Source organism: Embleya sp. L77 (assembly GCF_055557415.1).
This window is the reverse complement of sequence record NZ_CM145709.1, coordinates 6,037,195-6,061,759: the sequence shown is the minus strand read 5'-3', so window position 1 is coordinate 6,061,759 and position 24,565 is coordinate 6,037,195. Positions and strand designations below refer to the sequence as shown.

Annotated in this window: 19 protein-coding genes; 9 read left to right on the top strand and 10 right to left on the bottom strand. The window is 71.8% G+C overall.

The window, feature by feature from the left end; all coding sequences use genetic code 11:
• Positions 1-295: 295 nt before the first annotated feature.
• Positions 296-1,291: an S-methyl-5-thioribose-1-phosphate isomerase gene (gene mtnA, locus ACZOOI_RS25865; protein ID WP_465278078.1), complete on the bottom strand. Its 996-nt coding sequence runs from the start codon at positions 1,289-1,291 to the stop codon at positions 296-298.
• A 777-nt stretch (positions 1,292-2,068) separates the two neighbouring features.
• Between mtnA and ACZOOI_RS25860 the strand changes: the two genes are divergently transcribed.
• The 8 genes from ACZOOI_RS25860 (at position 2,069) to ACZOOI_RS25825 (ending at position 10,936) form a co-directional block, all read left to right on the top strand.
• On the top strand, positions 2,069-3,142 hold the full coding sequence (locus tag ACZOOI_RS25860; protein WP_465278077.1) for a BMP family ABC transporter substrate-binding protein: 1,074 nt from the start codon (positions 2,069-2,071) through the stop codon (positions 3,140-3,142).
• Positions 3,143-3,355: 213 nt separating this feature from the next.
• Positions 3,356-4,978, top strand: a complete 1,623-nt coding sequence (locus tag ACZOOI_RS25855) for an ABC transporter ATP-binding protein (RefSeq protein WP_465278076.1) — start codon at positions 3,356-3,358, stop codon at positions 4,976-4,978.
• A 13-nt stretch (positions 4,979-4,991) separates the two neighbouring features.
• A complete protein-coding gene (locus ACZOOI_RS25850) occupies positions 4,992-6,296 on the top strand; it encodes an ABC transporter permease (protein WP_465278075.1) in 1,305 nt (434 codons plus the stop codon).
• 2 nt (positions 6,297-6,298) lie between these two features.
• The gene (locus ACZOOI_RS25845; RefSeq protein WP_465281290.1) at positions 6,299-7,267 is read left to right on the top strand and encodes an ABC transporter permease; all 969 of its coding nucleotides are present in this window, start codon (positions 6,299-6,301) and stop codon (positions 7,265-7,267) included.
• Complete coding sequence (locus ACZOOI_RS25840; RefSeq protein ID WP_465278074.1) at positions 7,264-8,052, top strand: nucleoside phosphorylase; 789 nt, start codon at positions 7,264-7,266, stop codon at positions 8,050-8,052. The genes ACZOOI_RS25845 and ACZOOI_RS25840 overlap by 4 nt, the downstream gene beginning before the upstream one ends.
• Positions 8,049-9,458 (top strand): amidohydrolase family protein, encoded by a 1,410-nt coding sequence (locus ACZOOI_RS25835; RefSeq protein ID WP_465278073.1) that lies wholly within the window; start codon positions 8,049-8,051, stop codon positions 9,456-9,458. Before ACZOOI_RS25840 ends, ACZOOI_RS25835 begins: the two co-directional genes overlap by 4 nt.
• Positions 9,459-9,474: 16 nt before the next feature.
• Positions 9,475-10,089: a sulfite oxidase-like oxidoreductase gene (locus ACZOOI_RS25830; protein ID WP_465278072.1), complete on the top strand. Its 615-nt coding sequence runs from the start codon at positions 9,475-9,477 to the stop codon at positions 10,087-10,089.
• An 82-nt stretch (positions 10,090-10,171) separates the two neighbouring features.
• Complete coding sequence (locus ACZOOI_RS25825) at positions 10,172-10,936, top strand: ferredoxin reductase (protein WP_465281289.1); 765 nt, start codon at positions 10,172-10,174, stop codon at positions 10,934-10,936.
• A 159-nt stretch (positions 10,937-11,095) separates the two neighbouring features.
• Here ACZOOI_RS25825 and mtnC read toward each other — a convergent pair whose 3' ends face one another.
• The 3 genes from mtnC to ACZOOI_RS25810 all read right to left on the bottom strand — a co-directional run bounded on the left by mtnC (position 11,096) and on the right by ACZOOI_RS25810 (position 13,881).
• The gene (mtnC, locus tag ACZOOI_RS25820) at positions 11,096-11,842 is read right to left on the bottom strand and encodes an acireductone synthase (protein ID WP_396004592.1); all 747 of its coding nucleotides are present in this window, start codon (positions 11,840-11,842) and stop codon (positions 11,096-11,098) included.
• Positions 11,839-12,420 carry a 1,2-dihydroxy-3-keto-5-methylthiopentene dioxygenase gene (locus ACZOOI_RS25815; protein WP_396004591.1) on the bottom strand — a complete coding sequence of 194 codons (582 nt, stop codon included), beginning with the start codon at positions 12,418-12,420 and terminating at the stop codon, positions 11,839-11,841. Before ACZOOI_RS25815 ends, mtnC begins: the two co-directional genes overlap by 4 nt.
• Positions 12,421-13,023: 603 nt before the next feature.
• Positions 13,024-13,881: a LuxR C-terminal-related transcriptional regulator gene (locus ACZOOI_RS25810; RefSeq protein ID WP_465278071.1), complete on the bottom strand. Its 858-nt coding sequence runs from the start codon at positions 13,879-13,881 to the stop codon at positions 13,024-13,026.
• A 370-nt stretch (positions 13,882-14,251) separates the two neighbouring features.
• On the opposite strand from ACZOOI_RS25810, the gene ACZOOI_RS25805 reads away from it, so the two are divergent.
• Positions 14,252-15,934: an AMP-binding protein gene (locus ACZOOI_RS25805; RefSeq protein ID WP_465278070.1), complete on the top strand. Its 1,683-nt coding sequence runs from the start codon at positions 14,252-14,254 to the stop codon at positions 15,932-15,934.
• 143 nt (positions 15,935-16,077) lie between these two features.
• On the opposite strand, the gene ACZOOI_RS25800 is transcribed toward ACZOOI_RS25805, so the two are convergent.
• The 6 genes from ACZOOI_RS25800 to ACZOOI_RS25775 form a co-directional block, all read right to left on the bottom strand.
• Complete coding sequence (locus ACZOOI_RS25800) at positions 16,078-17,430, bottom strand: nucleotidyl transferase AbiEii/AbiGii toxin family protein (protein WP_465278069.1); 1,353 nt, start codon at positions 17,428-17,430, stop codon at positions 16,078-16,080.
• 714 nt (positions 17,431-18,144) lie between these two features.
• Complete coding sequence (locus tag ACZOOI_RS25795) at positions 18,145-19,341, bottom strand: McrC family protein (protein WP_465278068.1); 1,197 nt, start codon at positions 19,339-19,341, stop codon at positions 18,145-18,147.
• Complete coding sequence (locus ACZOOI_RS25790) at positions 19,338-21,191, bottom strand: DUF4357 domain-containing protein (protein ID WP_465278067.1); 1,854 nt, start codon at positions 21,189-21,191, stop codon at positions 19,338-19,340. The genes ACZOOI_RS25795 and ACZOOI_RS25790 overlap by 4 nt, the downstream gene beginning before the upstream one ends.
• Before the next feature lie 104 nt (positions 21,192-21,295).
• Entirely contained in the window at positions 21,296-22,084 is a 789-nt protein-coding gene (locus tag ACZOOI_RS25785; protein ID WP_465278066.1) for an ABC transporter permease, read from the bottom strand.
• Complete coding sequence (locus tag ACZOOI_RS25780; RefSeq protein ID WP_465278065.1) at positions 22,081-23,571, bottom strand: ABC transporter permease subunit; 1,491 nt, start codon at positions 23,569-23,571, stop codon at positions 22,081-22,083. The genes ACZOOI_RS25785 and ACZOOI_RS25780 overlap by 4 nt, the downstream gene beginning before the upstream one ends.
• The gene (locus tag ACZOOI_RS25775) at positions 23,568-24,500 is read right to left on the bottom strand and encodes an ABC transporter ATP-binding protein (protein WP_465278064.1); all 933 of its coding nucleotides are present in this window, start codon (positions 24,498-24,500) and stop codon (positions 23,568-23,570) included. Before ACZOOI_RS25775 ends, ACZOOI_RS25780 begins: the two co-directional genes overlap by 4 nt.
• Positions 24,501-24,565 lie beyond the last annotated feature (65 nt).

Sequence of the window (24,565 nt, the reverse complement as noted above, 5' to 3'; positions counted from 1 at the left end):
CAGCCCGCGTACTACCCACCCCGGCCACCAGAGCACCACTCTCCCAAACGAGCGCACGAGAGCAGCGCTCTCGTACCGGAGCACTGCTCTCTCAACCGGCGTACCAGAGCACCGCTCTCACACCAGAGCACCGCTCCCGCATCGGAGAACCGCCCGCACCAGAGAACCGCGGGCACCAGAGCACCGCTCCCGCACCGGAGAACCGCTCACTCCAGAGCACCGCTCTCGCACCGGAGCATTGCTCCCGCGCCAGAGCACCGCTCGCACCAGAGCACCGCTCTCCCCATCGCCCGAATCAGTACTCCCGCACACCCGTCTCGTTGACGATCGCGCTGATCAGCCGAGCCGGAGTGACGTCGAAGGCCGGGTTGAAGGCGCGTGACTCGGCCGGGGCGACCCGGACGCCGGCCACCTCCAGCACCTCCGACTCCGGCCGCTCCTCGATGGTGATCTCGTCGCCGTGCGCCGTCGCATCGTCGAACGTGGTCAGCGGCGCCGCGACCACGAACGGGATGCCCGCGTCGGCGCAGGCCAGCGCGACGCCGACCGAGCCGATCTTGTTCGCGGTGTCACCGTTGGCGGCGATCCGGTCCGCGCCGATCACCGCGACGTCCACCAGCCCGCGCAGGATCGTGCTCGCCGCGGCGCCGTCCGGCTGGACCAGGTGCGCGATGCCCTCCTGGGCCAACTCCCAGGCGGTCAGCCGCGATCCCTGGAGCAGCGGGCGCGTCTCGTCCACGTAGACGACCTCCAGCACGCCGCGCGCGTGCAGTTCGCGGACGATGCCGAGCGCGGTCCCCCAGCCGGCGGTGGCCAGCGAGCCGGTGTTGCAGTGGGTCAGCACGCGCAGCGGGCGGCGCTCGACCCGGGACAGGATCCAGTCCGCGCCGTGCCGGCCGATCGCGTGGTTGGCCTCGACGTCCTCGCGGACCACCGCCTCGGCCTCGGCGAGCACCGCCTCCACGCCCTTGGCGGCGAACGGCAACACCCGGTCCACGCCGCCGGCCAGGTTGACCGCGGTGGGTCGGGCGTCCCGGATCCGGGCGATCTCCCCCGCCAGCCGGCCCGCGTCCCAGCCCTCGCGTGCGCCCTGGCGCATGGCCACCGCGACACCGAACGCGCCGGCCGCCCCCAGGGCCGGTGCGCCGCGCACCGCAAGTCGGCGGATCGCGTCGATCAGCGCGTCCACGTCGGTGATGTCGAGGTACACGACCCGCTGCGGCAGCGCGGTCTGGTCGAGCAGGCGCAGGCCGGTGCCGTGCCAGGCGAGCGAGCGTATCTCGGAGGCCATCGGGGGTCCTTTCCGGGCGGATGAGCGAGCGCCGGGCGGGCGCGGCGGACGCGGTGGCCGCGAACGTGTGCGAAGTCACCGACCCGGCGGCGGACCGCGGGTGGGAGCGAGCGCACGCGGTGGCGCACTACGGATGCTACGTCGCACCCAAACGCGCTCCCGACCCGCGCCCGGCATCCGGGACGGGTGCGTATCGTCGCGGTAACCCATTGTTCACATCGTGGACAATGAGTCCACATTGTGAACAAGCGCGAGAAGTGCCTGGTGAGGGTGCTAACCTCCCCCGAAACCAGTCGGATGTGATCATCACATCAAGTCTCGGACTGGTGCGACCGGAAAGGAGCCGGCTGTGGCCGAAACGTGGCGTTGCGACGCCGTACGTATCGAGTGCCGCGGCCGCTCCATGGCGTGTGACCGTCCGCCGCTTCCGCTCGACAGGCGCGACCTCCGCGGCGTCTGTATCGGCCGCGGCCTCCGTAGCCGCCGCACCGGCCGCTGTTGCCGGCGCCCCTGCTGATCGTTCGAGCCTGATCGCCCGCACTCGACCGCACTCGACCGCATCCGATCGATCGCGCCGACCACCGATCACGGCACGCGAACGCACCGCAGCCCCCACAGCAACCGCAGCAAGCGCAGCCAGCACAGTCACTAGCAGCACAGCCCGCGGAACCGAACGCGCCATCGGGCGCCGAGACCGACGGGACCGCGAGGTTCCGCCCCCCGAACCGCCGACTCCGGGCCGCCCCGCCGGGATCGACTCTCCTCCCAAGGACGCTCATGTACCGCATCACCTCCCGTCACCGCCTGGCCGTGGCCGCCGTCGTCGTCGGCACCGCGCTCGCCGCCACGGCGTGCAACGCCTCCGCCGACAAGGACAAGACGCCGGCCGCCGGCGGCACGGGCGGCGGGGACTCCGCCAAGAACGTCGTGCTGGTGACGCCCGAACCGATCGGCGTCAACGACTTCCTCAAGCTCGCCGCCACCGGCGCGCAGAACGCGGCCAAGAAGGCCGGCGGCAGCGCGACCGTGCTGGAGAGCAAGGACACCAGCGCGATCCAGCAGAACGTCGAGGCCGCGGTCCGCCAGAAGCCCGCCGTCGTGGTGGCCGTCGGCTTCGAGTTCGCCGACGTACTCGCCCAGCAGGCCGAGGCCAACCCGAAGCAGCAGTTCCTGTTCGTCGACTCGTGCACGAGCAAGCCGTACCCGAACATCACCTGCGCGACCTTCCGCGAGCACGAGGGCACCTTCCTCGCTGGCGCCGAGGCGGGCCTGCTGACCAAGAGCGGCAAGGTCGGCGCGGTGGTCGCGCTGGACAGCCCGCAGATCCGCCGCTTCTCCGACCCGTTCGGCGCGGGTGCCAAGCAGACCAACCCGGCGAGCGCCTTCACCCAGCTGTTCGTCGGTGGCCAGAAGCCGTTCAACGACCCCGCCCGGGCCAGCGAGCAGACCGCGTCGCTCAAGGCCAAGGACGTCGACCAGATCATGGGCGCCGCCTCCGCCGCGGGCAACCTCGGCGTGTTCAACGCGGCCAAGGCGGCCGGCGTGCAGGCGTACGGCGTCGACGTCAACCAGTGCTCGGCGGCGCCCGGCACGGTCGTGGACAACGTGATCAAGCGCACCGACATCGCGGTCGAGAAGGGCGTCGAGCAGATCTCCGGCGGCAAGCCCGGCGGCGTCACCTCGTACGGCCTCAAGGAGGGCGGCATCACGCTCACCGGCATGGAGCCCGGCGTGGAGACCTCGCAGTGCCTGATCGCCCAGCACCCGGACGTGCTCAAGACCGTGCTCGGTCTGCGCGACCAGATCGTCGCCGGCAGCGTCACCGTGGCCGACCCGGCCACCGCCAAGTAGCGCCCCGCCCGGCGACGTTCACCGCGTCGCCGGGCCGCCCGGCACCGGACCGGGCCCACGCTGCGCCGGTGTCGTGGTCCACAAAAGTCCACGGACGCCCACGGACGCCCTACAAAAGTCCACGGACGCCCTACAGAGGTCCACGAACGCCCACAGACCCGACCCCGGCGAACGCCCGCCCGCCCCAGCCCCCTTCGACCGGAGAGACGCCCGATGAACGATCAGCACGCCGCCGCCCCCGGTGACATCGCCGAGGTCGAGATGCGCGGCATCGTCCGGCGCTTCCCGGGCGTGCTGGCCAACGACCGGGTCGACCTGCGGGTCGCGTCCGGCGAGATCCACGCGGTGATGGGCGAGAACGGCGCGGGCAAGTCGACGCTGATGTCGATCCTGTACGGCCTGCAACGGCCCGACGCCGGCCGCATCCTGCTGCGCGGCACCGAGCATTCCTTCGGCTCGCCCGTGCAGGCGATCGCGGCCGGACTGGGCATGGTCCACCAGGGCTTCAAGCTCTTCCCGTCGCTGACCGTCACGGAGAACGTGGTCTACGGCAGCGAACCCACCCGGCGCGGCCTGGTGGATCGGGCCGCCGCGCGGGCCCGGGTCGCCGAACTGGTCGACACGCACGGCCTGCACGTGCCGCCGGACGCCCGGGTCGCGGACCTGCCGGTCGGGGTGCAGCAGCGGGTGGAGATCCTCAAGCTGCTCTACCGCGACGCGCGCGTGTTGATCCTGGACGAGCCCACCGCCGTGCTGACCCCGGCCGAGGCGGACCGCCTGCTGGACGTCATCCGCGGCCTGGCCCGCTCCGGCCGCACGATCCTGCTGGTCACCCACAAGCTGGGCGAGGTGATGGCGGTCAGCGACCGGGTCACCGTGCTGCGCGACGGCCGGGTCACCGCCCGGCTCGCCACCGCCGAGACCACGCCGGCCGAGATCGCGCTCGCGATGACCGGCCGCCGGATCGATCTGGACCGCACCCACCCGGCCGGCACCCCCGCCGCCGACGTGCTCGACGTGCGCGGCCTGACCGTGTCCGCCGGGCGCGGCGCCAAGCCGCTGGTCGAGGACGTGTCGCTGACCGTGCGCGCGGGCGAGATCGTCGGCGTCGCGGGCGTGGCCGGCAACGGGCAGAGCGAACTGGTCGAGGCGCTGGCCGGGTTGCGCCCGATCGCCGCGGGCCGGGTGCTCGTGGCCGGGCAGGACGTCGGCGGCGCCTCGGTACAGCGGCGCCGCGGCGCGGGCCTGGCCTACGTGCCCGAGGACCGGGCCACCGTCGGCGCCGCCCGCGACGCCTCGCTGGCCGACAACCTCGCGATGGGCTTCCACCGCACCCCGCCGCTGGCCGGCCGGGGCGGCTTCCTGCGGCGTACGGCGATCCGCGAGCACGCCGCGCGCGTGATCGAGCGCTTCGGAGTCAAGGCCGCGTCCTCCGCCGTGACCATCGGCACGCTGTCCGGCGGCAACCAGCAAAAGGCCATCCTCGGCCGGGAGATCACCCACGACGCGCCGCTGCTGCTGGTCGAGCAGCCCACCCGCGGCGTGGACATCGGCTCGATCGAGAACATCCACGCGCGGCTGGTCGAGTATCGCGACGCCGGCCACGGCGTGCTGCTGGTCTCCGCCGAGTTGAGCGAGATCCTCGCGCTGTCGGATCGCATCCTGGTGATGTACGAGGGCCGGATCGTCGCCGAACTGCCGCGCGCCGAGGCGGATGTGCACGCCATCGGCCTGGCCATGGCGGGCGGCAACCCGGCCCGTTCGGCCGCCGCGGCCGACCCCGATTCCGGCGCCGACGCCTCCCCCACCGCACCGACCACCGCCCACCAGGCCTGACGGGTTATCAGATATGACTGCCAGCAAGGCCGGTACGGCCACCGAGCATCCATCCGGTCCGGTCGCACGAGTGGCACTGCGGGTGCGCGGCGCCGTGTTCTCCCCGGTCACCGTGTCCATCGTGGCCGCGCTGATCCTGGGCGCGATCATCCTGGCCGGCACCGGCGCCGACCCGCTGACCGCGTACCGCTCGGTGCTCACCGGGGCGTTCGGCTCCGAGGGCATCGGCGACACGCTCGGCGAGTGCATCCCCATTGTCGGCCTCGCCCTGGCCCTGGCCATCCCGCTGCGCGCGGGCCTGGTCAACCTCGGCGGCGACGGCCAACTCGTGCTGGGCGGTCTGGCCGCCGTCTCGGTCGGCCTGTACTCGCCCTTCCCCAGTGCGATCACCGTGGTCCTGGCCCTGCTCGCGGGCATGCTCGCGGGTGGCCTGTGGGCCGCGCTCGCCGCCGTCCTGGAGACGCGCTGCGGCGTCCCGCTGCTGGTCAGCAGCCTGCTGCTGAGCTATCCGGCGATGTCGTTCGTGTCCTACATGGTGCGCTTCCCGCTGCTCCAGAAGGGCTCCGGGATCCCGCAGACCGAGCGGCTGCCCGAGGGCGTCAAGCTGCCCGAGTTCGCCGCCGGATCCGGCGCGGGCACCGGGGTCAGCGTGGGCATCGTGCTGATCGTGCTGGCCGCGGTGGTCTACTTCGTGGTCGACCATCGCACCGCCGCCGGCTACGAGGTGCGGATGACCGGCCTGGGCGCGCGCTTCGCCGGCTACGCCGGGGTGGACCGGTCCCGGCTCACCCTGCGGCTGATGTTCGCGTCCGGATCGCTGGCCGGCCTGGTCGGCGCGATCACCGTGCTCGGCTTCCCGTACCGCATGGTCGACGGCGCGCTGACCACGCCCGGCTACACCTGGACCGGCCTGCTCGCCGCGCTGCTGGCCGCCGCGTCCCCGCTGGGCACGGTCGCCGCCGGGTTCTTCTTCGCCGCGCTGACCATCGGCGGCTTCGGCATGGAGCAGGAGACCGCGGTGCCGCAGCAGCTCACCGCCGTGCTCCAGGCCGTGGTGATCCTCTTCCTCGCGGTCCGCGGCGGCGTGTTCCGCAAGGGCGGTTGGTCGCGCCGATTCGGCCGAGGACCCGACACCACGGCCCACCCACCGCCGGATCTCGAAGCCGGCGCCCTGGCGACCGGTGCCCCCACGACCGGCGGGCCCGACACCGGTGCCCCCACGACCGGCGGGCCCGCGACCGGCGCACTCGACACCCGCGCACTCGACACCGGCGTCGCCGGACCGCCCGCCCCCGCGCGCGGCGACGGAGGTAAGTGACCATGTCCTTCGACGCCGAACTGATCTTCTCCGCGCTGCGCGCGCTCACCCCGATCCTGTTCGCCGCCCTCGGCGGCGCGCTGTGCGAACGCGCCGGCGTGTTCAACGTGTCGCTGGAAGGCACCATGCTGATCGGCTGCTTCGCGGCCGTCACCGGCAGCTGGTTCGGCGGCAGCGTGTGGGTCGGCGTGATCTCGGCGGTGCTCGCCGCGATGGTCTTCTCCCTGCTGCTGGCGATCGGCGCGGTCACGCTGGGCGCGGACGCGGTGGTGTTGTGCATCGCGCTGAACCTGCTCGCCGTCGGGCTGACCGGCTTCCTCCTGCGTACCGTCTTCGGCAAGCAGGGCACCTTCGGCGACCCGGACCTCGAGGGCCTGCAACCGGTCGACATCCCCGGCCTGGAGTCGATGCCCTTCCTGGGCCGCGCGCTGTCCGGCCACTCCCCGCTGGTGTACCTGTCCTGGGTCGCCGTCGTGGTGATCGCCGTACTGCTGTCCCGGCACCCGTGGGGCGTGCGGCTGCGCGGCGTGGGCGAGGCCCCGGAGGCCGCCCAGTCGCTCGGCGTCAGCGTCGCCCGCTACCGCTATGCCGCGATCCTGACCTCGGGCGCCCTGTGCGGCCTGGCCGGCGCACAGCTCGCGCTCGGCAACGTGACGCTGTTCTCCGAGAACATGACCGCCGGTCGCGGCTGGATCGCGGTGGTCGCGGTGATGCTCGGACGCGCGCTGCCGATCGGCGTCCTGCTCGCGGGCATCCTGTTCGGCCTGGTCGAGGCGGTCGGCTTCCGCCTCCAGGGCGAAGGCATGCCGCAGCAGGCCGCCGACGCCGCGCCGTACGTGATGACCCTGGTCGCGCTGTTCCTGGCCACCCGCTCGCGCGCCCGCCGCGGCGCCGCGCCCCCGGGCCGGCTCACCGGCCGCATCCCCCGTCCTCGCCGATTCGCCCGCACCACCTCGGAGTCGCAGCCATGAGCAGCACCACCCGCCCGGCCATACTGCCGATCACCAAGATCCCCAGCAGCGGCCTGCCCGCGCACGCGCTGGTCGTCGGCGACCCGGCGCGCGCCGCACTGGTCGCCGAACGGCTGGACGACGCACGGCAGATCGGCGCCAACCGCGAGTACGTCAGCTACGCGGGCAGCTGGCGCGGCGTGCCGATCGTGGTGTCCTCGCACGGCGTGGGCGGCCCCGGCGCGGTGTGCCTGTTCGGTGAACTGGCCGAGGCGGGCGTGCGTACCTTCATCCGACTCGGCACCGCGGGCGCGATGGCGCGCGGCGTGGGTGACGGCGATCTGGTGGTGGCCACCGGTGCGGTCCGCGACGACGGGGTGACCCAGCAGTTGGTCCCGGCCGAGTTCCCGGCCTTCTCCACCCCCGAGGTGGTGCTCGCGCTGGACACCGCGGCCCGCGCGCACGCCGCGCCGCACCACCGGGGCATCGTGTGGACCCGGGCCGCGTTCATGCCGGGCGTGCTGGAGTTGCCGATGAAGCCGTACCAGGCGGCCGGGGTGCTCGCGATCGAGATGGAGCTGTCCGCGCTGCTGGTGTTCGCCGCGCTGGGCGGACACCGGGCCGGCGGCGTGCTGGTCGTGGACGGGATCGCGGCCGACGACCTGGTCGACGAGTCCGGCGGCTCGACATACGACCCGCACCGCCGGGTGGTCGCCGAGGGCGTCGAGCGCGGCGTCGTGGTGGCGCTGGACGCGCTGTACCGGCTGGCCCTGGACGAGGCCGGCGAGGCGGCGGAGCGGGCGTGATCGACCTGCTCGTCACCGGCGGCGCGGTGCTCACCGCGGACGCCTCCGACACGTACGTACCCGACGGCGCGGTGGCGATCGAGGCCGGCCGGATCGTCGCGGTCGGCTCGGCGACCGAGACGGCCGCCCGGTATCCGGGGGCACCGACCCTGGACGCGCGCGGGTGCCTGGTGTTGCCCGGCCTGGTCAACGCGCACGCGCACTCGGCGATGACGCTGTTCCGGGGCCGGGCCGACGACGTCGACCTCCAGGTGTTCCTGGAGCGGCTGGTGGCCGCCGAGAGCGCGGTGCTGACCGCCGAGGTCGTGCGTGTCGCGGTCCGCCTCGCCCTGGCCGAGTCGATCCGGGCGGGGGTGACCACCGCGATGGACATGTACTGGTTCCCCGAGGCGGGGCTCGCGGCCGCCGCCGAGGCGGGCTTTCGGCTGGTCACCGGGCCGACCTTCATGGACGTGCCCGGGCCGCCGGACGGGCTCGACTTCGCCGCGCGGCTGCGCCTGGCGCCAGCGTTGCTCGGCCGCTCGGCGGGTGACCGCGCGTCCGCCGGCACCGCGCCCGCCCGCTGCGTGACCCCGCACAGCACCTACACGCTGAACCCGGAGCAATTGCTCGCGGTCGGCGAACTGGCCCGCGAACACCACGCGTTGCTGCACATCCACGCGGCGGAGAACGCGGCCGAGGTGGCCACCGTGCGCGAGCGGTACGGCCGCCGTCCGGTGGAACTCCTGCACGATCTCGGGCTGTTGCGCCCGGGAACGCTGCTGGCGCACGCGGTCTGCCTTACCGACGAGGAGATCGCGCTGATCGCGGCGTCCGGCGCGGGTGTGGCGCACTGCCCGGTCTCCAACCTCAAGCTGGCCTCCGGCGTGGCCCGGCTGCCCGAACTGCTGGCCGCCGGCGTTCCGGTGGGCCTGGGCACCGACGGCGCGGTCAGTGCCAACGCGCTCGACCTGTTCGGCCCGATCCGCGCCGCCGCGACGCTGCACCGGGTCACCCCGGGCGGCACGCCCGATCCGACCCTGATCGGGGCCCGCACCGCGGTCCGGATGGCCACCGCGGACGGCGCCCGGGCGATCGGGATCGGCGCGCTGACCGGTTCGATCGAGGTCGGCAAGGCGGCCGACCTGGTCGTGCTGGACCTGAACCGGCCGCACCTGACGCCCCGGCACGACCCGTGGTCGATGCTCGCCTACGCGGCCGGCCCCGCCGACGTGCGGGACACGGTGATCGACGGCCGGGTCGTGATGCGCGATCGTCGACTGCTTACGATCGACGAAGGCGCGGCGATCGAGGACCTGAACGCACTGGCCGCCACGCTGCCGAACCCGTCCGGGCGACCGGGTAAGAGCCATGGGCTCTCGGACGAGTCGGAACGTCTCGACGTGAGTCGGAAGGTCTCGACATGAGTCAGGAGGTCTCGACATGAGTTCCACCACGCGCGGCTTCGTCGGTCGGCACACGGCCGCGGAACGCGACCCGCGATTGCCTCCGGGCCAGTACGACGCACGCCACGACTTCCCCGTGCTCTCCGCCGAGGTCACCCCCGAACTCGCGCCGGCCGACTGGTCGTTCCGGATCGACGGACTGGTCGACCGGCCGCGCGCGTGGGACTGGGAACAGGCGCACGAGTTGCCCCGCGAGACCTACGACGGGCCGATCCACTGCGTCACCTCGTGGTCCAAGCTGAGCACCGACTTCTCCGGCATCCCGCTGGACGCGTTCCTGGCCGAGGCGGGCCCGCAGTCCACGGCCACCCACGCGGTGGCCTACTCGCACACCGGGTACACCACCAACCTCACGCTCGCCGACCTGACCGGTGGCCGGGCCTGGATCGCGTTCGACTTCGAGGGCGCGCCGCTGACCCCCGCGCACGGCGGGCCCGCGCGGCTGCTGGTGCCGCACCTGTACTTCTGGAAGAGCGTCAAGTGGATCGCGGGCCTGCGCCTGCTCGACCACGACGAACCGGGCTTCTGGGAGGTCAACGGCTATCACCATCGTGGTGATCCGTGGGCGGAGGAGAGGTATTCCGGTGACTGAGGCGACGGTGTCGACGAGCGGACGCAGCGGACCGGTCGGGGCCGGCGGGCCGAACGGGGCCGGCGGGCCGCGCCGGCCGGGCCTGCCGCCGATTCCCGCCTTCGCCGCGCCCGGCCGCGCCGCGCCGAGTCTGCGCGGGAAGGTGGACTGGCAGGCGGCAACCGTGGTCGAGGTGCGCCGCGAGACGCCCAACGCGGTCACGGTACGGCTCGCGCTGCCGGTGTGGCACCCGCACGTCGCGGGCCAGCACTACATGCTGCGGCTGACCGCCGCCGACGGGTACACCGCGCAGCGGCACTACTCGGTCGGCTCGGCGCCGGACGACGAGGGGCACATCGAGTTCACCGTCGACCGTTTGCCCGGCGGTGAGGTGTCCGGCTTCGTGCACGACGTGGCCCGGGTCGGCGACGTCCTGGAGGTACGCGGCCCGCTCGGCGGGTTCTTCGCCTGGCCCGGCGACCGGCCGGCACTGCTGGTGGCCGGCGGTTCCGGACTGGTCCCGCTGATGGCGATGGTCCGGCACCGCCGCCGGCGCGGGTTGACCGTGCCGCTGCGCCTGGTGGCCTGCGCACGTACGCCGGAAGACCTGTTGTACGCGCGGGAGTTGGCCCCGCTGCCGGGCGAGGAGCACACCGTGCTGTACAGCCGGGCGGCGCCCGCCGGGTATCCGCATCCGGTGGGCCGGCTCGGCGCGGAGACGATCGCACCGCATGCCGCGGCGGTGCTCGCGGACGAGCGCTACGAGGTGTTCGTCTGCGGCTCGACCGGCTTCGCGGAGCATGCGGGGCGGTTGCTCACCGCGGCGGGGGTGCCGACCACACGCATCCGGGTGGAGCGGTTCGGCTGAGGGAATGCCGGCAGCGCGGGCGGGGGCTGCTGTCGTCTGGACGGGCCGGGCGGCCGGCGGTACGAACTTCCGTGCCACCGGCCGCTTTTCGCTGCCCACTCGGGCTCACGCCATCCGCTCGGGCTGAGGGCTCAGGACTCGGCGCTGAGGGCTGAGGATTCAGGGCTCGCGCAGGATCGGGCGGTCGCCGGTCAGGTCAAGACGGGCGAAGGTCGCCGTCTCCGGGTGGTCGCCCACGCCCCGGTCGTAGTACGGCTCGTCCGCGTCGGGCCGGCGCACGCCGATCGTCCACCAACCGGCCTCGCGCGCCGCGTCCAACTCCTCGACCAGGTCGGAGAGGAAGACCAGGCGTTCCGGTCGCGGCTCGCCGATCATCGCCGCGATCGTCCGGTACGAGTCGGCCACCCGCTTGGGGCCCGCGTTCTCGGTGTCGAAGTGGCCGGAGAACAGCGGCAACAACGAACCCTCCGGCGAACTGCCGAACCACGCGCGCTGCGCGGCGACCGAGCCGGACGAGAAGATGTACAGCCGATGCCCGGCCGCGTGCCAGGCGCGCAGCGCGGGGATCGCATCCGGGTAGAAGTGCGAGGTCAGTTCGCCGGACGCGAAGCCCTCGGCCCAGATCAGGCCCTGGAGGGCCTTGAGCGGGGTGACCTTCTCGTCCCGGTCGAGCCAGCCGTTGAGCGCCTCGACGATCCGCCTGGTGTCCGCGTCCGGCTCGCCGATCAGTGCGCGTACGCCGTCGGCCGCACGCACGACGTCCGGGTGGTCGCCGTGTTCGTCCAACCAACGGGCGAAGTGCGCACGGGAGTACGGGTAGAGCTGCTCCGTGATGAAGCCGGTGGCGCTGGTGGTGCCCTCGATGTCGACGACGACCGTCAGCGGTGTGGTGGTGCCGTCGCTCACGCCGCGTACCCGGCCCAGATCTCGTCGAAGTCCGGGAAGCGGGAGGAGATCGGGTCGCCGGTGAAGTCGCCGATCCAACCGTCCTCGTCGTGGAAGAACCGGATCGCGGCGACCGAGGGTTCGACGCCCATGTCGAACCAGTGGGTGATGCCCTTGGGCACCGAGAGCAGGTCGCCCGCCTCGCACAGCACGGCGTGCACGCGGCCGGCGATGTGCAGGTAGAAGATGCCCGCGCCCTCGACGAAGAAGCGCACCTCGTCGTCGTCGTGGGTGTGCTCGGTGAGGAACTTGGCCCGCGCCCCGGCGGCCTTGGCCGGCCACTCCGGGTCGTCCGAGGGCTGGAGCCGGATCACGTCGACCTGGATGTAGCCCTCGGCGGCGGTGATCCGGTCCACCTCGGTCCGGTACGCCGCGATCACCTCGTCCTGCGTCGCGCCGTCCGGCAGCTCCACGTCGGCCGTCCAGCGCTCGAACCGCACACCGATCGGCTCCAGCGCGGCGGCGATCTCGACGGGGTCGGAGGTACGCAGGATCTCCTCGGCGGCGTCGGTCTCTGGCCAAACGGTCAGCAAGGACATGACGTCCCTCCTTGGCAACTCAATCGGGGCGGACCCCCCAAGCAACGGATCACCCCCAAAACTACCGTCTCCCCCCAACCCACCCACCCCCAAGCCCACCCCCCGAGACACCCACCCCGCCACCCGGCCCGCGCAACCATCCAGCCCGTCCGGCGCCGGAGGACAACCCAGGCCGCGAGCCGGCGCTCAAAACCCACCGCACCAATCCAGCCCACCCGGCCACCCAGTGCTCCGGCCACCCAGCCGGTCCGGCACTTGAGGGGACGCGCCAGGCCGCAGGCCGACACCCACAACCCACCCAGCCATCCAGCCCACGCTGCGATCCAGCCCATCCGGCGCTTGAGGACTACCAGACGCCAAGTCAGCCCTACAGCCCACCCGAACAATCCAGCCCGTCCGGGGCGCGCGCTTGAGGACACACCAGGCCACCGGCCGGCACGCACAACCCACCCAACCACCGGACCCGCCCGGCCATCCAGCCCGTCCGGCGTTTGAGGACAATCCGGGCCGCAAGCCGAGCGCGTGCGTTCACAGCCGGCCCATCCGGCGTTTGAGGACGGCCCGGCAGGCCGCTCAGGCAACTACGCGGCCATCCGCCACCGCCTACGGCAAGTGCCCACCCGCACGCGCCGCAACAACCGCTTCGACCCGATTGTGCGCCCCCAATTTCCGCATCGCGGCCCGCAGGTAGCTCTTGACCGTCTCCGCCCCCAGCCCGAGCGCCTGCCCCACCTCCGCATTGGTCCGCCCCACCGCAACCAACGCCAGCACATCCGTCTCCCGAGGCGTCAACCGCACGCTCCGCACCCCGCGGCCCTCATCGGCAGGTTCGCCGGCGGCACTCGCACCCGCCGTCCGCGCCAACCGCCCGCAGACCTCCCGCAACCGCTCCCCCAGCCCGGGATCCGTCGCGGCCCCGGCCAGCGCCAGCAAATCCGCGTACGCCAGCCGAATCTCCAAGGCCGCCCATCCCGGCAACTCCGCCGCCTGCGCCATCCGTTGCTCGACCTCGCGGGCAACCGCGATCTCGCGCCCGGCGTCCCGCGCGGCGTCACAGGCCGAGGTCAGGATCCCGTCGCCGAAGTCCGACGGCCGCCGCAGCGCCCCGTACAGCACCGCCGCCACCCCGCGCCCCGCGAGCACCGGCACCGCGAACACCGCACGCACGCCCTCCGTGGTGACCGCGCGGTCGTACTCGTGGCTGATCGCCGACGCCGCGACGTAGTCGACCACCCGAACCGGCCGCCGCGTGGTGATCGCCTTGCCGCCGACCCCGGTCCCCGCCACCACCGTGAGCCCCGCGAGCACGCGCGTCGAGGTCCCGCTCAGATACGAGATCACCAGCCGATCCCCCGCGCCGGGACACGGGCCGGCGAAGGCGACGTCCACCCCGGTCCGCGCCCGAAACCGCTCGACCGCCCGACCCACCGAATCGCCGACCGAGCCCGCGTACCCGCTCATGCTTCCTCCGTACGTCCGGCCTGCACCGGTCTGCACCCGGCCTGGGACCGGCCCGGGACCGACCCGCGTTCGACCCGCCACGAGCCCCACGCCCCCGGCGCAAGGGCAACGTACTGCCGAGCCCCGCATCGCATCACCCCCATTCGGGGGTACACCACTCGCCGCCCCCACCCACCCCCGCCTACCGTCCCCGACAACAACGCAGAACCACAGAAACCGTCGCACCACAGCCCCACAGCCCCACAGCCCCACAGCCGCAAGGCACCAAGCACCAAGCACCAAGACGCCACAGCACCCCAGCAGCCCAACACCGCAACACCACCCCTCGCGCCCACGGCACCCCCCATCCCGACCAGGCAGGTGACCCGCGATGACCGCTCCCCCGCCCCCGCCCCCGCAGCCCTCGGACGCCCCCGCCCCGAATCGCCTCGCCACCCGCCAGGGCGAACGTACGCCGCCGCTCCCGAACGAGACCATCGGCGCCAACCTGGCCCGGATCGCCGTCACGTACCCCGACCACGACGCCCTCGTCGAGTGCGCGAGCGGCCGGCGCTGGACGTACGCCGAGTTCGACGCCGCCGTCGACGACCTCGCCCGCGCCCTGATCGGCATCGGCATCGAGACGGGCGACCGGGTCGGCATCTGGTCGCCCAACTGCGCCGAGTGGACCCTCGTCCAGTACGCCTCCGCCCGGGTGGGCGCGATCCTGGTCAACCTCAACCCGGCCTACCGGGTGCACGAGATCCAATACGCGCTGGCCCAATCCGGCACCAGGCTGCTGGTCGCCGCGTCGCGCATCAAGACCAGCGACTATCCGGCGATGGTCACCGAGGTCCGCCCCGCCTGCCCGGACCTGGAGCGCGTCGTACACATCGACACCCCGGACTGGCCGGCCCTGCTCGCCGAAGGCGCCACGGTCTCGGTGGAGCGGTTGCGCGCCCGCGAGGCCACGCTGCGTCCCGAGGATCCGATCAACATCCAGTACACCTCCGGCACCACCGGCTTCCCCAAGGGCGCCACCCTCTCGCACCGCAACATCCTGGGCAACGGCTTCCAGGTCGCCGAGATCCAGGGCTGGACGGCGGCCGACCGGGTGTGCCTGCCGGTGCCCTTCTACCACTGCTTCGGCATGGTGATGGGCAATCTCGGCGCAAGCAGCCACGGCGCGTGCATGGTGATCCCCGCCGCCCTGTTCGACCCGGCCGCCACGCTGCGCGCCGTGCACGAGGAGCGCTGCACGGTCCTGTACGGCGTCCCGACGATGTTCATCGCCGAACTCGCGCTGCCCGACCTCGAGGCGGGCAAGTACGACCTGTCCACGCTGCGCACCGGCGTGATGGCGGGCTCACCGTGCCCGGTCGAGGTGATGAAGCGGGTGATCGACCGGATGGGCATGACCGAGGTGACCATCTGCTACGGCATGACCGAGACCTCGCCGGTGTCCACCCAGACCCGCCGCGACGACTCGCTGGAACGCCGCGTGGGCACGGTCGGCCGAGTGCACCCGCACCTGGAGATCAAGGTGATCGACCCGACCACCGGCGCAACCGTGCCCGAGGGCACCCCCGGCGAGTTCTGCACCCGGGGCTACTCGGTGATGCTCGGCTACTGGCGCGATCCCGAGCGCACCGCCGAGGTGATCGACGCGGACGGCTGGATGCACACCGGCGACCTGGCCACGATGGACGCCGACGGCTACGTCTCGATCGTCGGCCGGATCAAGGACATGGTGATCCGTGGCGGCGAGAACGTCTATCCGCGCGAGATCGAGGAATTCCTGTACGGCCACCCCGACATCGAGGACGTCCAGGTCGTCGGCGTGCCCGACGAACGCTACGGCGAGGAACTGATGGCCTGGATCAAACTCCGCCCCGGCGCCCCCGAACTCACCGCAACCCGACTCCGCGAGTTCTGCACCGGCCGCCTGGCCCACTACAAAATCCCGCGCTACGTACACCTCGTGGACACGTTCCCCATGACGGTGACCGGCAAAATCCGCAAAATCGAGATGCGCGAACGCTCCATCCAACTCCTGCACCAACAACCGACCTGACCACCTCCCCGGCACCAACCTTCCGGCGACGCCGGGCAGGCGAAGGCGAGAGTCGGCGACGCAAGACAAGCGCGCAGAGCGCGTCGGCGGAGCCGGTCGGCGGCACGGCTCGGCGAAGGTCCCGACCTCCCCCGCGCCCACCCTCAACGCAGCCGCTCGACCGCCTCGCCGATCAGATGCGGGTTCCGCGCATAGTGACCGTCGTACGCAGCACACGTGTCGCGATACGCGGCCACGATCCGCGCCGCCTCGACAAGGTCGCAGGTCCCGTGGCCGACCACCTCGCGGTACACCACCGCAGCCGCGTCCAGGTGCCACGAGTCCGCGCCGAGCCGGGCCAACAGGACCTGTGGCCGTTCCCGCAGCGGACCGTACCGGGCGATCCACGGAGCGAGCCGCAGTACAGCCAGGTGATATCCACTCGCGCCGACCCCCGCCGCTGCCGCAAGGGTCGGCGCGAGTGCACGAAGCAGTCGTGCCTCCAGATCCGTCCCGGGCAACTCCGGGTACTCCTTGTGGAACTCGCGAAGATCCACACGGACCGCGAGCAAGTCTGCGGTGAACGGCCGGCCTCCATGGCTGGGATCACCTGCCATGAAGGTCTCCCGCAACAACGGCACGCCCAGCGAGGTGTTCTCCGCAAGCAGGACCGCGTCGTAGAGGTCCTTGCCCTGCGGATGGATGTCGTCGACCAGCCACAACAGCTTCCACGCCAGGGACTGTTCCGGTGTGGCCCCGAGCAGCAGGTGCGACCCGCTCGCGTCCGAGCGGGGAATCTCGGTCGGCTCGGGTTCGGAGGGCAGATGTTCACCGAACACGAAGTCCAGTTGCACCGTTCCCGCCGGCACGCCCTCGGCCCGCCACGGCAGCACCAGTCGCCGCCCCGGCACCCGATCGTAGGTCCAGATCTCGTCGCTCAACGCGAGTGTCGACACGACTCGCACGTCCTCGGGTCCGCCCCCGACTCCGGACAACCGCTCGGCCCGCCGCGCGATGTCGGCGAACATCCGCTCGGTCCGGCCGTCGCTGACGCTCCATCCGCTCGACGTCACCACGAAGTCCAGGTCACCGGGCTCGCGGGCGGCCGACCCGTACCACGCCTTCAGCAACACACTGCCGCGCAAGACGAGATCGTCCACCCAGCAGGACCCGGCAACCGCCTCCAGCACATGGTCCACGGCCGCCCGGCGTGCCCGATGCCAACGTGCCTCCGCGGCCGCGTCCTCGAATCGAGGCTCACCGGCGCGCACCGCCCGCGCGTAGTGCGTGAGTGCGGGGTCGAACACGGGATTCTGCGCGATCCCGGCGCCGGGTACGACGGCGAGCGAGCGCGGCAGTTCCAGGTGCGCCCGACGGGCCTCGCTCGGCGTGGCCTGCGGCAGGCGCTCGCCGACGGGCCAGGGTCCGCGCGGGAAGGCGGCCCAGGCGGCGTCCGTTTCGGCGGCGTCCGAAACTGCGGCGACCGATCGGCGAGGTGGCACGGCGGCAGCGGGCATGGTCCGATCATCCCGTGTTGTGGGCCCTGCACGTGAGCCGAAACGCGCACCGGCCCTGAGGCCACACGGCCGGCATCAGCCGGTACCGCCCGACTGCCCGCCCACCGGCCCGTCCGTCAGCCTGCTCGCCGGCCCGCCGCCGGCGAGGACGACGGCGGGTCCGCCATACCGTCGGCGTGGCACGGCAGTTCGTCGCCGACGGTTCGATCCGGTACCGGCCGTCCGTCAGGATGAACCAGCCCCATCAAGGGGAGTCCGCACCCCAGGTCGGACCGCCGACACCGGACGCAGCACGAACCGAAAGCGCACCATCCGGCGAGTCTCCCAGGCCCGCAGCCCCCGTCACCCGGGCGCCCCGGTGCCGAAATGCCGGACGCCGAACGTCGGATGCGGAATGCCGAACGCAGGATGCCGTCGACGGCCGCCCGAGCGCACCCTCTCATCGACTTCCGCCGACCCCGGCACCGCCCCTGCCCTCAAAAACGGCTGGCTCCCCCGCGACGCCACCGGCCTATGGGTGATCAACAGCATCACCCACATCACCCACGCCGGCCGCCCCCTCCTGATCGCCGTCCTCTCCGACAACCAAATCTCCGTGCCCGACGGCATAACCCAACTCGAAACAGCAGCCCGGGCAACCGCCGTGGCGGTCGCCAACGCCGCGAATGCCGCGAACTGGGGCCGCCGACCCGCACATCGGCGAGACAATCGCGGTCAGTGCGTCAGTGCGTTCGCGATGGCTGCCACCTCGGCCAGTACGTGGGGCGGATCCTGTTCCAGATCCAGGGCGTGCTGAGTGATCACCGTGCCTGCGCCGCGGACGACGTGTACGGTCTCCGTTTCGTTGCCCTTGGCATAGACGAGATGACCGGCCGGAAGTTCCAGTGCGGTGCAGTAGGCAAGCATCTGATAGAGGTCGGCACCCGGAAAACGTTTGACGTTGTCGGCTTTGTATTTGGCATCGACCACGGCACGAGGCCGGTCCGACCCGTCGTACCAAAGCAGGTCGGGGCGCAGCCCGACCATGCCTCGCTCGTCCAGGCACTCGTTGCGGCACTGGACTTCGATGCGCCCCCCGCGCCCGGCCAAAACGCGGGCCAGGGCCGCGCAGACGAAGTCCTCGAAAACCTTGTCCATGTTGAACAGGAAGCCGGTGACCCGCACGTTTCCCGAGGTGTGTTCCACCGAGGTGTCCCGCAGGATCAATTCGCTCAGGCGCAGCGCGTGGTGATATCGCGCGTTGAGCCGGGTCGGTTGCCACGTGGGATGCGCCAGGCCCGGCGTGTGCGGTGACACCTGCATCAACCGCGCCCGCTGCCGCTGTAGGCGGCGACGCACGGTGTCCGGTACGCCCGGCAGTCGGACCAGCCGCTCCACCGCCGCCCGCAACAATCGGTTCTCCGGGATGTCGACGTCGCACTCGTCGTAGCCGACCTCGACGGGTACCGACGCGCCGTAGCGGTGCCGAATCTGCTCCGCTTCGCGGATGCGCCCTCGGACCACCCAGGCGGTTTCCTCGCTGTGGTGATAGCCCCGGAGCAACCCGTGGGCGAGCGCCCGCTCGGTATGCCGGACGAAGGCATGCGACAACGCGGGCAGCAGCGTGGTGTGTTCCGCGAGATCGGCGTCATCGGCCCGCCACCCCTTGGGGTCGAGGGCGTAGCCCAACAGGAAGAAGAGCCGCTTGATCTGCACCTTCGGGACGATGCGCAGGACCACCGTGCTCACACCCGGCGCCGCGACGGTGATCACGCCGACCCGGCTGCCGGCCTTGAGCCGCCAGATTCCCGACAGGTACGGGTCCGGGGAGGCGGAGACGATACCGCTGCCGGCGAGTGCCCTCCCGACCGCGTCTTCCAGTCGGTGTTCCGTCGCCGGCGCGTATTCCCGCAGTTCGATCTCGATGGTCACGATGCGGTGTCGCCCGCGCCGGCCTGTTGCGTGGAGGTGCGACGGGCGATGGCTCGGCGCAGGGCGGGCAGGCCGTAGCGGGCTTCGACGTCGAGGTCCTCGCCGTAGTGGTGCTCCGCCAACAGCGGCAGAATCTTGGTGCGCCAGGTGCGTTCCAGGCCGCCGTCGCGGTAGACGCCCGGCTTCATCAGGTAGGCGGGGCCGATCCGGAAATCCTCGCTCATGATCCGGGAGTTGAGCTCGTCCAGCAGGGCGGCCGGTTCGCTGTCCCGGCCTTCCGCGGCCAACCAGCGGCGCAGCAGCCCCTCGGTGGGCTCGATCCGCGGAGACAGTTCGATGAAGGCGAAGCGCCGACGCATCGCGGCGTCCACCAGGGCGATCGAGCGGTCGGTCGTGTTCATCGTGCCGATGACAAAGATGTTCGGTGGCAGTGCGAAGTCTTCCGCGGAGTAGGTCAGTCGCACCGACCGGTTCCGGTACTCCAGGAGGAAATACAACTCGCCGAACACCTTGGCGAGATTCGCACGGTTGAGTTCGTCGATGATCAGGAAGTACGGGACGTGCCGATTTCCCTCGCGCGAGGCCAGGTCGGCGAGTTCCCGCAGCGGGCCGGCGGTCAGCCGGAAGGCGACCTCACCGGTCCGCGGGTCCTCGCGAGGGCGGAATCCTTCGAAGAAGTCCTCGTAGGAGTAGGAGGGGTGGAACTGGACCAACTTGACCTGTTCCCGGCCGCCACCCAGGAACTCGGCGATCCGCTGGGCAAGGTGGGTCTTGCCGGTGCCGGGCGGACCGTGGAGCACCACCTGGCGCTCGTCCCACAGCAGATCGCGGACCTCGCTCAGCCAGCCGACGTCGTGAACGAGGAGATCCCGAGCGAGGTCCTCGGTGGGGTCGGGCAGCGCCAACTCGCGGCGCACGGGCAGCGCCGAGACCACGACACTGGGGTCACGCTCGGCTTCCTCCAGGTCGTCGGCGACTTCCTCGTCACTGAGGCCGAGTGCGTTGAGTTCCCCGGCGACACTGCTCATGTCGATGACATCGTGCTGGCCGGACAACTTTTGCTGGATCTCCTCGGGGAGCTGCGCATAATCGAATCCCCGGTCCTGCCACTCCACCGGTCGACGCAGATTGGATCGGCCGTCCTCGGAAGCCAATTGCTCGGCCGGCCCGGTGACTTCGCCGAGGTAGAGTTTCCCCCCGGAAAGCGTGCACACGGTGTCGCCGGGTTTCATCCGGGACAGGAAGGCGTGGAATTCCTCGACCAGGTCCGCCTTTTGACTATAGGTCGCGGTCGAGTCGTAATCCTCTTCGACGTAACCGCGCAAGGTCTCCTTGCTGATTCCCTGCGCCACTCCGGGCCGCAGGCGCGCGGCCTGCAAGGAGACCCGCCCCTCCGGCAACCACATTCGTTGCACCAGGTCTTCGCCCGATACGTTCGCGCCACGCACCAGCCAGGGCCGATTGGGGCCCATCCAGACGCCGGCCATGAAGTCGGAGAGCGGGCGCCCGTCGGCGGTCTCCCACGACGTCCACCCGTTCGTGTTGCGCCCCTTCAGGATGTCGCCGGCTGCACTCGGCGAACCGCACACGATGTCCTCGGTCGCCTCGTACCAACCCGGCCAGCGCTCGGAAGGCCTCAATTTCCCGTCGGCGATGAGCTCCTCCCGCCTTCGGTAGGAGGACGCGGCGCGCGTCTTCATCGATGGGACCGCCTCCGCACGCGCCGGTGACCCCGCGAGTACCAGGAACTGCTGGCTGCCGTTGCTGCCCCGGCTGGCCAGCAATCGCCCACGGGCAAGCGGTCCGCCATTCGGCAGGCTCAGCTGGAAGTCGGGATAGTCATCGGACATCGCATCTCCTTGGGACATCGACCGGCTGGCCATTATGGGCGCCGGGTCGGACAGCCCGTGCTCGATCGCTCCGACGGAGCCCGGCTCCTGAGGCTGCCCGGTGTTCACGCATCGCGGCGGGTGAAGGTCACGGTTGCCAGGAGTAGGGCCGCCGCCGTGTAGCCGGCGAGGAGGGTGGTGCCGGGCCAGGGGGCTATGGGGAGTCGGTCGAGGTTGTGGGTGGTGGTGATGGCCAGGCCGGCGGTCATGGGTGGGAGCTTTTCGAGGCGGTCGTGCCAGGTGGGGTCGGTGATGGTTTGTACGAGGAGGGGGAGGATGTAGAGGAGGGTCAGGAGCACGGTGACGGCGCCGGCCGTGTCGCGGATCGTGATGGTGACGCCGAGGGACAGCAGGGCGATCAGGATCAGGTAGAGGACGGTGCCTGCGGCTGCGCGCAGGGTCGGGCCGTCGGTCGGGGACAGGGTGGGGTAGCCGTGTTCGGGAGTGAAGCCGTTGCCGGCCAGGATCGTGCGCCCCGCCCACAGCGACCCGAGCACCGCGAGCGTGCCCGCGACCGCGACCATCGCCACCAGCAGCAGTGCCTTGCCCGCGAGCAGCGTGCAGCGGCGTGGAAGCGCGGTCAGGGACGTGTGGATCATCCCGGTGCCGTATTCGTTGCCGATCATTGACACCGCGAGCAGGACGACCGCGATCTGGCCGACCCGAATGCCGATCAGGCTGTCCTTGGTGGTGTCCTCGAAGCAGCCGGTCGGCGTCGGGCAGTGCGAGGTGTGCATGGCCGAGGTGCTCAGCACGCTCACCAGCACGGTGACCGTGATCAGGCCGAGCAGCAGCCAGGCGGTCGAGCGCACCGTGCGCAGCTTGGTCCATTCGGCGTGCACGGCGTTTCTCATGTGTCCCGCCGGTGCAACCGCCATCCGGCGAAGACCAGGGCCACCACCGCGTAGCCGCACAGCACGCCCAGCCCGGTCCACGGCCCGATCGTGCTGTCGTAGCGGTCGAACGTGCGCTGGATGGCGAACCCGGCCGCGGGGGTGAGCCGTTCCAGCCAGGTCGCGGTGGAGACCGACAGGCCGCTGCCGATGATGCGCGGGAGCAGGAGCAGCGCGAGTACCACGGCGATCGCGGGTGCGGCTCGGCGCAGGATCGTACCGATCGCCAGTGCGAGCATCGCAACCAGCGCGAGCAACGCGGCCGTCCCGATCAACGCACGCAGCACGTTCGGGTCGGAAAGGCCGGCCGGTATGCGGTCCTTCGAACGTTCCACCGGGCCGGTGATCAGGAACGCGCCGAAGGTGCCGAGCAGTCCGACGACGAACGTGGCGGCGCCGAGCACGATCGCCTTGGCGGCGAGCACCCGCCCTCGACGGGGCACGGCGGCGAACGTGGTGCGGATCGTGTCCCGGTGGAATTCGGCGGTGATCGACAACACCCCGAGCGCCACCACCGCGATCATGCCGATCAGTACGCCGCCCAGGATCGTCTGGGTGCCGTCGTCGCCGAACCGGTCCAGGCCGATGTCGCCGGTGCCGATCACCGTGAACGTGCCATTGGTCTCGGTAAAGCCCGGCGGCGGGCCGGCGTCGGGGCGGTCGACGGCCGGGCCGGAGGGGCCCGTCGAGCCGTCCGGTCCGACCCGGTTGCGCCAGGGCCCGGTCGGCTGTTGCGGCTGCGCGGGCGTCAGGCTCACGTGGTCGAAGGTGGCCTTGCCGGTGGTGGTCTGCCCGGAGATGCCCTCGCTGCCGAACTGCCGCTCGACCTCGACGGCGTCCGGCGAACCGACGTACAGCCCGATCCGGGCGGTCTGCGGGAGCTTGCCCGGATCGACCCGGCCGACCCGGCGCCAGGCGGTGCCGTCGCTCGACTCGTACGCGGTGATCGTCCCACCGGCCCGGACCAGCTTGAGCCAGCGCGGGGCGGGTCCTCCGCCACCCGCCTGGTCGCGGCCGTATCCGCTCTGCAACCGGACCCCGTGGTCGGGGGTGACCACCACCGCCGCGTACGCCGCGCCGCGCGCGTCGCTCGCCCGGATCATCAGGCCCGCCTTGGCCCGACCGGCGCTGCGTTCCTGCGTCGTCACGCGCGCGACCAGCTCGCCGTCGCCGGTCAGCTCGCGCTCGACGAACTGCCCGCCGTCCATGAAGTGCTCGGCCAGGTCGACCTTGCCGCCCGCACCATCGCTCGCCACCTCCCGGCTGCCACCGGTGCCGCTCGCGATCAGCAAACCGACCAGCACGGTCAGCACGGCCGCCGAGACCAGCGTGAGCAGCCAGCGGCGGACCGACCTGAGCTTGGTCCACTCGGCGAGCAGCAACCGGCCGAACGTGTCCCGCCCGCCGGTCAGCGTGCTGCGGTACGGCGTGGTCGTGGGGACGCTCATGCCCGCTCCTCGACGTTGCCGGGGGCGCGGAAGTCGACCGCGTCCCGGGTGAGTTCCATATAGGCCTCTTCGAGCGAGGCGCGGTGCTCGGCGATCCCGGAGAACGGCACGCCGTGCTCGGTGAGCAGCCCGATGATGCGCTCGGCGGACAGACCGGTGACGGTCAGCGCGTCGCGCTCGGTCGCGGCGACGGTCGCGCCGACGCCGGTCAGCACGGTCATCGCCTCGCGGCGCTGTGCGGTACGGAGCACGATCCGGCCGCCGGACGCGACCGCGAGCAGTTCGCCGATGCTCGTGTCGGCGATCAGCCGGCCGCGACCGATCACCACGAGGTGGTCGGCGCTGTCCTCCAGTTCGCTCATCAAGTGGCTGGACACCAGCACCGCGCGCCCCTCCGCGGCCAGCGAGCGCAGCAGCCCCCGGATCCACACCACGCCCTCGGGGTCGAGGCCGTTGACCGGTTCGTCGAGCATCAGCATCGGCGGGTCGCCGAGCAGCGCGCCGGCTATGCCAAGGCGCTGCCGCATGCCGAGCGAGAAGCCACCCGCGGGCCGGCGGGCCGCCGACGTCAGGCCCACGGTCTCCAGTACGTCGTCCACCCGGCGTGCGGGCAGGCCGTTGGAGTGCGCCATCCACAACAGGTGGTCGCGGGCCGGGCGGGCCGGGTGTAGCGCCGCCGCGTCCAGCAGCGATCCCAGTTCGCGCAGTGGCGTGCGCAGCGTGCGGTACGGCCGGCCGCCGACCAGCGCTGTGCCGTCGTCGGGGCGATCCAGGCCGAGGACGATCCGCATCGTCGTGGACTTGCCGGCGCCGTTGGGTCCGACGAAGCCGGTGACCTGGCCCGGCTCGACGGTGAACGACAGCCCGTCGACGGCGGTATGCGGACCGTAGCTCTTGCGCAGGCCGCGCACTTCGATGGTTGCTTCCATGTCCGAGAGGCTATGAATTCGGCCGGCCTCGGGGCATCACGCATGCGAGCCAACTTGGTTTCCCC